The 12,927-nt window shown below is 29.6% G+C and carries 12 protein-coding genes; 11 read left to right on the top strand and 1 reads right to left on the bottom strand.

Annotated elements, in window-relative coordinates; genetic code table 11:
* The first annotated feature begins 24 nt into the window (after positions 1-24).
* From ACYUEX_RS09185 to ACYUEX_RS09140, 10 genes are all read left to right on the top strand, one after another.
* On the top strand, positions 25-351 hold the full coding sequence (locus ACYUEX_RS09185) for a YlmC/YmxH family sporulation protein (RefSeq protein ID WP_411170550.1): 327 nt from the start codon (positions 25-27) through the stop codon (positions 349-351).
* 17 nt (positions 352-368) lie between these two features.
* Positions 369-1,571 (top strand): aspartate kinase, encoded by a 1,203-nt coding sequence (dapG, locus tag ACYUEX_RS09180; RefSeq protein WP_460287768.1) that lies wholly within the window; start codon positions 369-371, stop codon positions 1,569-1,571.
* A 46-nt stretch (positions 1,572-1,617) separates the two neighbouring features.
* Positions 1,618-2,367: a ClpP family protease gene (locus ACYUEX_RS09175; RefSeq protein WP_411170552.1), complete on the top strand. Its 750-nt coding sequence runs from the start codon at positions 1,618-1,620 to the stop codon at positions 2,365-2,367.
* Between the two features lie 167 nt (positions 2,368-2,534).
* Entirely contained in the window at positions 2,535-4,940 is a 2,406-nt protein-coding gene (locus ACYUEX_RS09170) for an FtsK/SpoIIIE family DNA translocase (protein ID WP_460288188.1), read from the top strand.
* A gap of 85 nt (positions 4,941-5,025) precedes the next feature.
* Entirely contained in the window at positions 5,026-6,363 is a 1,338-nt protein-coding gene (gene rimO, locus ACYUEX_RS09165) for a 30S ribosomal protein S12 methylthiotransferase RimO (RefSeq protein WP_460287766.1), read from the top strand.
* Positions 6,347-6,937: a CDP-diacylglycerol--glycerol-3-phosphate 3-phosphatidyltransferase gene (gene pgsA, locus ACYUEX_RS09160; protein ID WP_460287765.1), complete on the top strand. Its 591-nt coding sequence runs from the start codon at positions 6,347-6,349 to the stop codon at positions 6,935-6,937. Before rimO ends, pgsA begins: the two co-directional genes overlap by 17 nt.
* A gap of 177 nt (positions 6,938-7,114) precedes the next feature.
* The gene (recA, locus tag ACYUEX_RS09155; protein WP_460287762.1) at positions 7,115-8,155 is read left to right on the top strand and encodes a recombinase RecA; all 1,041 of its coding nucleotides are present in this window, start codon (positions 7,115-7,117) and stop codon (positions 8,153-8,155) included.
* Between the two features lie 316 nt (positions 8,156-8,471).
* On the top strand, positions 8,472-10,016 hold the full coding sequence (gene rny, locus ACYUEX_RS09150; RefSeq protein WP_460287760.1) for a ribonuclease Y: 1,545 nt from the start codon (positions 8,472-8,474) through the stop codon (positions 10,014-10,016).
* A gap of 182 nt (positions 10,017-10,198) precedes the next feature.
* The gene (locus ACYUEX_RS09145; RefSeq protein ID WP_016206312.1) at positions 10,199-10,459 is read left to right on the top strand and encodes a stage V sporulation protein S; all 261 of its coding nucleotides are present in this window, start codon (positions 10,199-10,201) and stop codon (positions 10,457-10,459) included.
* A gap of 212 nt (positions 10,460-10,671) precedes the next feature.
* Positions 10,672-10,932 carry an HPr family phosphocarrier protein gene (locus tag ACYUEX_RS09140; protein WP_411170557.1) on the top strand — a complete coding sequence of 87 codons (261 nt, stop codon included), beginning with the start codon at positions 10,672-10,674 and terminating at the stop codon, positions 10,930-10,932.
* Positions 10,933-10,990: 58 nt separating this feature from the next.
* Here ACYUEX_RS09140 and ACYUEX_RS09135 read toward each other — a convergent pair whose 3' ends face one another.
* Positions 10,991-11,209: a DUF378 domain-containing protein gene (locus ACYUEX_RS09135; RefSeq protein ID WP_460287759.1), complete on the bottom strand. Its 219-nt coding sequence runs from the start codon at positions 11,207-11,209 to the stop codon at positions 10,991-10,993.
* A 158-nt stretch (positions 11,210-11,367) separates the two neighbouring features.
* Here ACYUEX_RS09135 and purB point away from each other — a divergent pair, with 158 nt between their 5' ends.
* Positions 11,368-12,798, top strand: a complete 1,431-nt coding sequence (gene purB, locus ACYUEX_RS09130; protein ID WP_411170559.1) for an adenylosuccinate lyase — start codon at positions 11,368-11,370, stop codon at positions 12,796-12,798.
* Positions 12,799-12,927: the final 129 nt, after the last annotated feature.

The raw sequence follows: 12,927 nt of genomic DNA, 5'->3' as shown, positions 1-12,927 counted from the left end.
TAAGATAGTATGGAGGTGAATCTTATGTTAAGAGGCGATAAAAGAAAAGGGGAATATTATGAAGAAGATCCTAAAAGAGAGTATAAGTATAGGCTTCTTAGTGATTTAGAAAGATTTGAAATATTTAATACAGAAGAAGCAGAAAAATATGATACTCAACAAGCTCTAGATTTTATAATTGATGAAGATGGAAATTTACAATTTGTAGTTGCTGCTGTTGCTGGAAGTAAATTGGGTTTATTTGGAGGAAGAGAATATGTAGAAATTCCTTGGAATTATGTAACTAAAGTTGGAGCAAATGTTATTGTAGTTTCAGCTGATAAGGAAAAGATAAGGAGGGCAAGAGCATAACTTAGGGAGGTTATTACTTGAAAATAATTATACAAAAATTTGGAGGTACATCTGTATCTACTGAAGAAAGAAGAAATCAAGTAGTATCTAAGGTTAAAAATGCAATAAATAAAGGCTTTTCTCCTGTAGTAGTAGTATCTGCTATGGGAAGAAGAGGTGAACCTTATGCTACAGATACTTTATTATCATTATTAGATAATAATTTTAAGAGAAATAACCTACAAGCAACAGATATGCTTATGTGCTGTGGAGAAATAATAAGTTCGGTATTAATGAGTAATGTCTTAATAAATGAAGGCATTCAAGCAGTTCCACTTACTGGAGGTCAAGCAGGTATTATAACAAATGATAGCTTTTCCGAAGCTGAACTAATTTACACAAACCTAGAAAATATACAAAATATTTTAGAAAGTGGTAAAGTTCCAGTTGTTACAGGTTTTCAAGGTGTAACTGAAAAAGGATATTTAACTACCTTGGGAAGAGGGGGAAGTGATACATCTGCTTGTATATTAGGAATGTCATTAAATGCAGAAGCAATTGAAATTTATACAGATGTAGATGGTATAATGACTGCTGATCCAAGAATAGTAAGAGATGCAGCATTAATAGACACAATAAGTTACAATGAAATATTTCAACTTGCAGATCAGGGGGCAAAAGTTATACACCCAAGAGCTGTTGAGTGTGCAAGAAGAGCCAATATTCCAATAGTTATAAAAAATACAATGAATGATTGCAAGGGAACTTTAGTAAACAGTTACGGGACAAGTGATCATAAAAAAGTTATCTCAGGAATAACACATTTAAATAATAGAATACAAGTAACAGTAAGATTAAAAGAAAATAAAGATAACACTAATTATAGATATTTATTAGAAACTTTAGCAAAAAGTAGTATAAGCTTAGATCTTATAAATATATTTCCAACTGAACAAATTTTTACCATAGATTCATGTAAAAAGGAAAAATTAGAAAAAGTCTTTAAAGAAGTAAATATAAATTACAATATAAAAGAAAACTGTAGCACTATAGCTATAGTAGGTATTGGAATGAATGGAGTCCCTGGAATAATGGCAAAAATAATAAAAACCCTAGCAGAGGGTTCAATAGAAATTCTTCAAACAGCTGACTCTAATATGACTATATGGTGTTTAATTCAATCAGAGAATATTATCAAAGCACTAAATTTACTTCATAAAGCATTTAACTTAGGTGAATAAAATAAATCCTCCTGTGCAAAATAATACTGTATAGGAGGATTTTATTATGAATAATTTTTTTTACTCATCGACTGATGGAAATAAAGATATAGAAAATGAAGAAGATTTAAGAGAATCTAAAGAAAAAAGAGAAGAAATAAAAGAGTTCGGAACTGCAAACGAAGTAGCGCAAGATGAAAGCATTCAAATATTACCAATAATAGGACAAATAGAAGGACATCAAGTTTCACCAGCTCAATCTAAGTCAACAAAATATGAACATGTAATTCCTCAACTCATCTCTATGGAGCGAAATGATAATGTAAAAGGTGTATTAATAGTATTAAATACAGTTGGAGGAGATGTTGAAGCGGGATTGGCTATTTCAGAAATGATAAATTCTCTTTCAAAGCCAACAGTATCAATAGTAATTGGTGGTGGACATTCAATAGGAGTACCTTTAGCAACTTCATCTAGTTATTCATTTATAACACCTTCAGCAACAATGATTGTACATCCAATAAGAATGAATGGCTTTGTTATAGGTGTAGCTCAAACATTTAATTATTTCCAAAAAATGCAGGAAAGAATAGATAGCTTTATAGTAAGAACATCAAAAATAGATAAGAATGAATTAAAAGAAATGATGTTAAAATCGGATGAATTATTAAATGACATGGGAACTATTTTAATAGGAAAACAAGCTGTAGATTGTGGGCTTATAGATGAAGTAGGGGGAATAAAGGATGCCTTAAGTAAATTAAAAAAATTAATAGAAGAAAAAGAAAAGGAATTGACAGAAGAAAAGGAAGAATAGATATAGAAATTTACGAAAATGACAGTTTTTATTTATAATATAATATATTAATTTAAGCAGTTTAAATAATAGGTAGTTATTTAAATTGCTTTTTTTTCTATAAAGTTTATAATATTATTATGTAAATGAGTAACTTACAGTAAATGGGAAAACAGCGAGGTGATTATGTGTCTAGAGTTAAGGCAAAAAATACTAGTAAAAAGAAGGACACTAATAAAAAAAGTGATATAAAAGAAAATGGAGATATTAAAGGTATAATTTATATAGCTGTAGGAATTTTATTAGCTATAGCAATTTATACTACTTGGGCAGGTGCCTTATCTATTTTATCAAGGGAGGTAATATATAAGTTAGTAGGGGTTAGTGCTTTTGTACTTCCGTTATATTTAATTTATTTTGGATATCATAGTATAGCTTCAAAAGGAAGTATCAAAGTAACAAGAAGATTTTTTGGAATAACTCTTATTATATTAGCTATAACATTAGGATGTTCTACTGGTAGTATTCATATATTAGAAAAGAAAGATGGTTTTTATAATACATGGATTGAAATTGTAAGTATAAAAGGTATTCATGGTGGGTTATTAGGACATCTGCTATCTTACCCTTTAAGTAGACTTATTGGTTATATTGGTTCATATATATTATATTCGGCTTTATGGGTTATAGGAACAGTACTTCTTTTTGATATAACATTATACGATATAGTTATGTTTTTTAAAGAAAAAAGTAAAAAGCTTAAAACAAAGGAAAAAGCTTTGAATAAGGAAGTTAATATAGTAAAGGAAAAAGAAAATACTCCTTTAATAGATGTTGTACCAAAGAGGGAAGAAAAGGAAAGAGAAGAATTTATAACTGGAATAAATAATAAAATAAAGATTTTAGATTTTATGAAAAATTCATCATTAGATGAGAATGCTATTGAAAATTCAGGTGAAGAATTTAAAGAAAGAAAAAAGATTAATCCTTTTAATGTAGAAGTTTTTGATGAAGAAAGAATTGCAGAAAATCATTTCAATAAAGAAGTAAAGGTTGATGAAAGAGCTAAGAAAAAAGAAAAGTTAGATAATACAGTTAAAGATGTAGTTAGTAAAGAAATAGAAGAAAGTTTAATAGATGAGAAAAAAGAAGAAAAAATTTACAAGCATCCATCAGTAGAACTTTTAAATATAAATAGCAAAATGAAGCTTAAAAGTGAAGATAAAAAAGAACTTATAGAAAATGCTGGGAAGCTTGAAGGGATACTTAATGATTTTGGAGTAGATGCAAAGGTAGTTCAAGTAACGAAGGGACCATCTGTAACTAGATTTGAAATTCAACCAAGTCCTGGAGTAAAGGTTTCAAAAATAGTAAACTTACAAGATGATATAGCATTAGGACTTGCTGCGAGTGGCGTAAGAATGGAAGCCCCTATACCTGGAAAAGCGGCAATAGGAATAGAAGTTCCTAATAATAAACAAACATCAGTATTTTTAAGAGAAGTTTTAGACTCTAAAGAGTTTGAAACTTCAAATAAAAAGTTAGCTTTTGCATTAGGAAAAGATATTACAGGAAAATGTGTAGTTGGAGATTTAGCTACAATGCCTCATATGTTAATTGCAGGTGCAACAGGCTCAGGTAAATCTGTATGTATAAATACACTTATAGTTAGTCTATTATATAAATATAGTCCAAATGAAGTAAAACTACTTATGGTAGATCCTAAGGTGGTAGAGCTTAGCGTTTATAATGGAATACCACATCTCTTAATTCCAGTAGTAACAGATCCTAAAAAAGCAGCAGCAGCTTTAAATTGGGCAGTTAATGAGATGAATAAAAGATATAAGTTATTTGCAGATTCATCTGTAAGAAATATAGAGAGCTATAATGCTCTTTATGAAAAAGGGATGATTGAAGAAAAGTTACCATATATAGTTATGATTGTAGATGAACTTGCAGATTTAATGATGGCGTGTCCAAATGATGTAGAAGACTATATATGTAGATTAGCTCAAATGGCTAGAGCTGCAGGAATGCACTTAATAATTGCAACACAAAGGCCTTCTGTAGATGTAATTACAGGTGTAATTAAGGCTAATATACCATCAAGAATTTCCTTTGCAGTTTCGTCAGGAATTGATTCTCGAACAATACTAGATTCTACTGGAGCTGAAAAGCTTCTTGGAAGAGGGGATATGTTATATTGTCCAATAGGTGAAAATAAACCTCTTAGAGTTCAAGGGGCATTTATATCAGAAGAAGAAGTAGAAAAGGTTGTAAACTTTATAAAGGATGAAGAATCTAATTCTGACTATGAAAAATCTATAATTGAGCATATAGAAAATGGAATAAAAGAAGGTGGCAGAGGTGAAGATTCAGAAGATGGTGATGAACTTTTAGAGGAAGCAATAAAGATTGTTATAGAATATAATCAAGCATCTACATCATTCCTTCAAAGAAAGCTTAGAATAGGCTTTAATAGAGCTTCGAGAATAATGGATGAACTTGAGGAACGTGGTGTTATTTCTGAAAAAGATGGAAGTAGACCAAGGCAGGTTCTAGTTTCAAAAGAAGAATTAAATATTGAAGATTAAAAAAACTTGTAAATATTATTTTTGTACATTAAAATAAGTTTAGGCTAAATGAGAAATAATGTAGAAAACGTAGGAGGAAGTATCTTTGGAAAAGTATAAAGTTGGTATGATAAGTTTAGGGTGCGATAAAAACAGAGTAGATTCTGAACTTATACTAGGAACAATAAATAAATTTTATGAAATAACTAATGATCCTAAGGAAGCTGAAATAATAATAGTAAATACATGTGGGTTTATAGAAAGTGCAAAACAAGAATCTATAGATACTATACTAGAAATGGCTGAGTATAAAAATAAATATAAATGCAAAATGCTTATAGCAACAGGATGTTTAACACAAAGATATGGTGAAGAGCTTTTAGATCTTATGCCAGAAATTGATATACTTATGGGTGTTAATGACTATATGAAGCTACATAAGCTTATATTAGACTTTATAAAAGGCGAAAGAAGGATACTTGCAGCAAATTATAGTGATGAAAATATAAATGAAGGAATAAGACTTTTAACTACCGATAAACATACAGCTTATATAAGAGTAGCAGAAGGCTGTGATAACTATTGTACTTATTGTATAATACCAAAGATAAGAGGGAAGTTTAGAAGTAGAAATATAGAAAATATATTAAAAGAGGTAAATCTTCTTGCTGAAAATGGAGTTAAGGAAATTATTTTAATAGCACAAGATTTAACTTATTATGGAGTGGATATCTACAAGGAAAATAAACTGCATGAATTAATTAGAGAAATTTCAAAAGTTAAGGGCATAGAATGGATAAGATTACTTTATTGCTACCCAGAAGAAATAACAGAAGAATTAATTGAAGAAATGGCAACAAATCCAAAGGTTGTAAAATATCTAGATTTACCTATACAACATATAAGTAATAATATATTAAAGCGTATGGCAAGAAGAACAAATAAAGAAACAATAACAAAAATAATAGATAAATTAAGAAAAAGAATTCCTGGGATAACTCTTAGAACATCTCTTATAGTTGGATTCCCTGGTGAAACAGAGGAAGACTTTAAAGAACTTTGTGATTTTTTAAATGAATATAAGCTCGATAATGTTGGGGTTTTTAAATATTCAAAAGAAGATGGAACTCCAGCTGCAGCTATGGAAAATCAGATAGATGAAGAAGTAAAAGAAGAAAGACAAAGAGAACTTATGTTAGTCCAAAAAATAGTAGTTCAAGAGTTAAACAAATTGAAAATATCTAAAGTTTATGATACTATTATAGATGGAAGAAAAGGAAAATATTTTATTGGAAGAAGTTCAGAAATGGCGCCAGAAATTGATGGAATTATATTAATTAATACCACTAAAAACCTTGAAAGAGGAGAATTTGTTAAGGTAGAAATTAAAGAGGCTTTAGAGTATGATTTAGTAGGAGAGGTATGTAATGAATTTAGCAAATAAGCTAACAATGTTAAGAATATTTTTAGTACCGTTATTTTTAATATTTATTGCGGTAAATGACATTCCATATGGAACTTTCATAGCTACTTTTATATTTATAATTGCATCTTTAACTGATCAATTAGACGGATATATTGCAAGAAGTAGAAATCAAGTAACTAATTTTGGAAAATTTATGGATCCACTTGCAGACAAACTTTTAGTTACAGCTGCTTTAATTTCATTAGTTGAACTTCAAGTTGTACCAGCTTGGGCAACTGTAGTGATAATTGCAAGAGAGTTTGCAGTTTCAGGCCTTAGAACAATTGCTGCATCAGAAGGAAAGGTAATTGCTGCAAGTATGTGGGGAAAGGTTAAAACTGTTACGCAAATAGCAGCTATAATAGTTTCATTAATTCAAGTAAATATAGGGTCTTCAAAATATTTAATGTCATTAGTATCAGCAAGCGATACATTTAAGCTAATTATTAAATATGGACCAAAATATCTATTGTTTTTAGCTGTAATAATGACAATAGTATCAGGGTATGATTACTTTAAAAAAAATAAAAAGATAATAGATACTAATAAATAGTTTATAATAGAAAAAATTGGGTATAATTTAAAATAAAAGTTCCATCTAAAATAGTTGGAACTTTTAATATGGAAAATATTATGTTAAAAAAATATATATTAGATGTTGACTATATTCAATAAATACTTTATAATTTATTTATAGAACAAATGTTCGTTTTAGAGAGGAAGGTGCTATATGGGAAATATAGATATGGATAAGTTAAAAGCTATAGAAAATGCAATGGGTCAAATTGAAAAGCAGTTTGGTAAAGGATCTATAATGAAACTAGGTGAGAATAGTTCATTAAATATAGAATCTATTTCAACAGGTTGTCTTGACTTGGATATAGCCTTAGGAATAGGGGGAGTTCCTAAGGGAAGAATAATAGAAATATATGGACCAGAAAGTTCAGGTAAAACAACAGTAGCTTTACATATTGCTGCTGAAGCTCAAAAAAATGGTGGAGCTGTTGCGTTTATAGATGCAGAACATGCTTTAGATCCAAGTTATGCGAGAAATTTAGGGGTTGATACTGAAAATCTTATAGTTTCACAACCAGATACAGGTGAACAAGGGCTTGAAATTGCTGAAGCTTTAGTTCGTTCAGGAGCAATTGATGTTATAGTAGTTGACTCAGTTGCAGCATTAGTTCCAAGAGCAGAAATTGAAGGTGAAATGGGTGATTCTCACGTTGGTCTTCAAGCTAGACTTATGTCCCAAGCTTTAAGAAAATTAACAGGAACTATCCAAAAAACAGGCTGTGTGGCTATATTTATAAACCAATTAAGAGAAAAGGTTGGAGTTATGTTTGGAAATCCTGAAACTACAACAGGTGGAAGAGCTTTAAAGTTCTATTCTTCAGTTAGACTTGATGTTAGAAGAATTGATTCAATAAAGCAAGGTGAAGGCATTGTAGGAAACAGAACAAGAGTTAAGGTAATGAAAAATAAAGTAGCTCCTCCATTTAAACAAGCTGAATTTGATATAATGTATAATGAAGGTATATCAAGAACTGGTAATATTGTAGATGTAGGTGTTAAAGAAGGAATAGTTCAAAAAAGTGGAGCATGGTTTTCTTATGGCGATATAAGACTTGGCCAAGGTAGAGAAAATGCAAAACAATACTTAAAAGATAATGCTGAAACAGCATTAGAAATAGAAAATAAGATAAGAGAAAAATATGATTTACCGGTTATGAAAGAGGTTTCTACAAATAAAAATGGCAAAGAAGAATAAATTTAATAATAATTCGAATATAGTTAGCTAAATATGTTAATAATAATAGTCGATAATAGTAATATTATAATTACTATTATCGACTTTATTATTTATATTTGGCAGAAAATAATCTTAGACAAAGATTTCATAATTATGTAAACAATTAAAATTTGTTTCCTTATTTATGTAACTAAACTTGACATAATTTTAATTTTAAGATAAAATAATAACAAATACTGGTTTTATCATATTTCAAATATCAGTTAGATTAAGTATGATGCCTACTACATTTTCTGTTAAACTATAGGTTTATATGAATGGAGGAGGTGTTGTTATGGATAAAATTCTTATTTGGGTAATAGTTGATATTATAGTATTAGCCGTATTATGCTTAGTACTTTATAAAGCTATACAAAGCGCTTCTAAAACAAAGATAGAAGGCTTAGAAAAAGAAGCAGAAAACCTTTTAGAAAATGCTAAGAGGGAAGCTGAAGCTACTAAGAAAGAATCAATTTTAGAGGCTAAGGAAGAAGTTCATAGACTTAGAAATGATCTTGAAAGGGATTCAAGAGAAAGAAGAAACGAAATTCAAAGACTTGAAAGAAGGCTTATTCAAAGAGAAGAATCCCAAGACAAAAAGAGTGATCTTTTAGAAAAGAAAGAAGAAGCACTAAATAAAAGATTACAAGAAATCGATGAAATGGAAGCAAATGTACAGGAACTATATTCTAAAAGAAGAGAGGAGCTTGAAAGAATAGCAACTCTATCTACTGAAGAAGCAAGAGAAATTCTTTTAGAAGAAGTAAGAAGAGAAATAACTCATGAAACTGCTATTATGATCAAAGATATAGAGGCAAAGGCTAAGGAAGAAGCAGATAAAAAGGCAAGAGAAATTATAACAACTGCTATTCAAAGATGTGCCGCAGATCATGTATCAGAATCAACAGTACATGTTGTTGCCCTTCCAAATGATGAAATGAAGGGTAGAATTATAGGGAGAGAAGGTAGAAATATCAGAACTCTTGAAACATTAACAGGAGTGGATTTAATTATAGATGATACTCCAGAAGCAGTTATTTTATCAAGTTTTGATCCGGTAAGGAGAGAAATTGCTAAAATAGCTTTAGAAAAGTTAATTGTGGATGGTAGAATTCATCCAGCTAGAATCGAGGAAATGGTAGAAAGAGCTACTAAGGATGTTGAAAATGATATTAAAGAAGAAGGAGAACAAGCAACATTAGAAACTGGTGTTCATGGTGTTCATCCTGAAATAATTAAACTACTTGGTAGACTAAAGTATAGAACTAGTTATGGACAAAATGTGTTAAAACATTCTATTGAGGTTTCATATTTAGCTGGTGTTATGGCTGCAGAGCTAGGCTTAGATGTAAACTTAGCTAAAAGAGCAGGTTTACTACATGATATAGGTAAAGTAGCAACACAAGAAGAAGAAGGTCGCCATGCTGTAATAGGTGGAGATTTAGCTAAGAAGTATGGAGAATCACAAGCTGTATATAATGCTATAGCTGCGCATCATGGAGATGTTGAAATGTTAACACTAGAAGCTGTATTAGTTCAAGCAGCTGATGCTATATCAGCGGCAAGACCAGGTGCTAGAAGAGAAACTCTAGAAGCATATATTAAGCGTTTAGAGAAACTTGAAGAAATTGCAAATTCTTACGAAGGTGTAGAAAAATCATATGCGATTCAGGCTGGTAGAGAGATTAGAATTATGGTTAAACCAGATCATTTAGATGACGCTGGATCTATAGAATTAGCTAGAAGCTTAGCTAAGAGTATAGAAGAACAGTTAGAATATCCAGGTCAAATTAAAATTAATGTTATAAGAGAAACAAGAGCAGTAGATTATGCTAAATAATATAAGGTACATTTTGCAAAGCAAAATGTACCTTATTTTTTATTAAGGGAAAGAATTTTTTAAATATAAAAAAATTTTCAAAATAAAGAAGGATTTTTCTAGTAGTCATAGAATATATATAATGCAAGGGTAAATACTTTGAATTTTATTGTAAACGATTTTTATCTAGGAGGTAAAGACAAGTGGAAGTATTAAAGGTTTCAACAAAATCAAATCCAAATTCAGTGGCAGGTGCATTAGCTGCCATAATTAAAGAAAAAAATATAGTAGAGATTCAAGCAGTAGGAGCAGGTGCTATAAATCAAGCAGTAAAAGCAATTGCTATAGCAAGAGGCTTCGTTGCCCCTAGCGGAAAAGATATTGTTTGTGTTCCAGCATTCACTGATATAGAAATAGATGGTGAAGAAAGAACAGCAATAAAACTAATCGTTCAACCAAGATAGTAAGTTCCATATTTTAAATATTATTTAAATGGAGTTTAAATTGGGGAGAGAATTTATTTGGGCAAAATAAAGAAAAGGACTACATTAAGGTAGTTCTTTTTCATAATAAGTTAAATAGCCCATTATAAACCTTGAAATTTTTTTTATTTGCATATATAATGAAATAGTTAAGTAGATAACTATTTTAAATTTAATGTAAAGAGGTGTGTTTAATGATATCTAAAGAGGTTGTAGTAAACAACGGAACTGGTTTACATGCTAGACCAGCAACTTTATTAGTAAAGAAGGCTTCATCTTTCAAATCAGATGTAAGCATTGAATTTAATGGGAAGAAAGCTAACGTTAAGAGTTTAATCGGAGTTCTTTCTTTAGGAGTTACTAAAGGAGCAAAAGTAACTGTTTTAGCAAGTGGAGATGACGAAGCTTTAGCAGTTGAAGAAATTGTTAACTTAATAGCTAGCTTAGAAGACTAAGATAAAAAAGTGCCAAGGGGCACTTTTTTATTTTCTATTTATAATATATAGTATGTAGTTAATTAAATAGTTTTAAGGAATTACATTTAAACATCAATAAAACTAAATCAATAGCTCCTGCAAATATAGCTATATATATTATTCTTTGTAGTAAAACTGAGCCACCAACTAATAAAGTAACAAGATTTATACCTAGTAATCCTATAAATCCCCAATTTATAGCACCAATTAATACTAATATAAAAGATATTTTATCCATTAAATTAATTTTACACATAATTTATCCCCCTTATGAATTAATACAGTATATATATATTAAAAAATAATCAAAATATAACTGAAAATAATTTAAAAAAGCTGAAAAAATAATTTTATTATGTTATAATACGAATTATAAATCAGAAAAATAAAAATTTATTCGGAGGTTATCTAAGGATGAGAGATTTATATAGTACACCGTTAAATTCAAGATATGCATCAAAAGAAATGAGTTATATATTTTCAGATGATATGAAATTTTCAACATGGAGAAAATTATGGGTTGCTTTAGCAGAAGGAGAAAGAGAATTAGGGTTAAACATAAGTGAAGAGCAAATAGAAGAGCTTAAAGCTAATATATATAATATAAACTATGAAGAGGCTATAAAAAAAGAAAAAGAAGTTAGACATGACGTTATGAGTCATGTATATGCATATGGATTACAATGTCCTAATGCAAAGGGAATTATACACTTAGGAGCTACTAGCTGTTATGTAGGTGATAATACAGATATAATCATTATGAGAGATGCTCTATTACTAGTAAAGAAAAAGATAGTAACAGTATTAAATCATTTATCAAATTTTGCAATGAAATATAAAGATATGCCAACTCTTGGATTTACCCATTTTCAACCTGCACAATTAACTACAGTAGGAAAAAGAGCAACTCTTTGGATGCAAGATTTAGTTTTAGATATAGAGAACATAGATTTCTTATTATCTACTTTAAAGCTAAGGGGAGTCAAGGGAACTACTGGTACTCAAGCAAGTTTTATGACTTTGTTTAATGATGATGAGGAAAAAGTTAAAGAGTTAGACAATATAGTAGCTAAAAAGATGGGATTTGAAAGGAGCTATGGCGTAACAGGTCAAACATATCCTAGAAAATTAGATTCTATAGTATTAAATAGATTATCAGAAGTTGCACAAAGTGCTTATAAGTTTAGTAATGATTTAAGATTACTACAAAGTATGAAAGAAGTTGAGGAACCATTTGAAAAGAATCAAATAGGATCATCTGCAATGGCGTATAAGAGAAATCCAATGAGAAGTGAAAGAATGAGTTCTTTAGCAAGATATGTTATAGTAAATTCATTAAATCCAGCAATAACAGCTGCAACACAATGGTTTGAAAGAACTTTAGATGATTCAGCTAATAAAAGAATTGCAGTTGCAGAAGCATTCTTAGCTTTAGATGGAGTATTAAACCTTTATATTAATATTGCTGAAAATATGGTAGTATATGAAAAAGTAATAAAGAGCCATGTTAATAATGAACTTCCTTTTATGGCTACAGAAAATATAATGATGGAAGCTGTAAAAAGAGGTGGAGACAGGCAAGAGCTTCATGAAAAAATAAGAGTTCATTCAATGGCAGCAGCTCAAAGAGTGAAGGGAGAGGGCTTAGATAACGATTTAATAGAAAGAATTATAAATGATGATAGCTTTAAGTTAAGTAAGGGTGAAATATTAAATATAATAGATCCTACTAAGTTTGTTGGAAGAGCACCAAGTCAAGTTGTAGAATTTATAGAAAACTACATAAATCCTATAATTGAGGATAATAAAGAAGCATTAAAAGTTAAGAGCGAAATTTCTGTTTAATTTACAATTATTAAAAGTCATAATGTATTTTATAATACAGTATGACTTTTAGTAGTTTTAGAGATATTTAACAACTTTTACTTATAAATTGAATAAATTTATTTTGTTAGACAATAATTAATTAATGGA

The organism is Clostridium sp. CTA-7, assembly GCF_054768095.1.
The sequence above is the reverse complement of the archived record's forward strand: the minus strand, read 5'-3'. Positions and strand labels throughout refer to the sequence as shown.

Coding starts and splice junctions, on each gene's coding strand:
- recA (WP_460287762.1), top strand. CDS start 7,115: ATGGGAAATATAGATATGGATAAGTTAAAAGCTATAGAAAATGCAATG.
- ACYUEX_RS09185 (WP_411170550.1), top strand. CDS start 25: ATGTTAAGAGGCGATAAAAGAAAAGGGGAATATTATGAAGAAGATCCT.
- ACYUEX_RS09135 (WP_460287759.1), bottom strand. CDS start 11,209: ATGTGTAAAATTAATTTAATGGATAAAATATCTTTTATATTAGTATTA.
- ACYUEX_RS09140 (WP_411170557.1), top strand. CDS start 10,672: ATGATATCTAAAGAGGTTGTAGTAAACAACGGAACTGGTTTACATGCT.
- rny (WP_460287760.1), top strand. CDS start 8,472: ATGGATAAAATTCTTATTTGGGTAATAGTTGATATTATAGTATTAGCC.
- pgsA (WP_460287765.1), top strand. CDS start 6,347: ATGAATTTAGCAAATAAGCTAACAATGTTAAGAATATTTTTAGTACCG.
- ACYUEX_RS09175 (WP_411170552.1), top strand. CDS start 1,618: ATGAATAATTTTTTTTACTCATCGACTGATGGAAATAAAGATATAGAA.
- purB (WP_411170559.1), top strand. CDS start 11,368: ATGAGAGATTTATATAGTACACCGTTAAATTCAAGATATGCATCAAAA.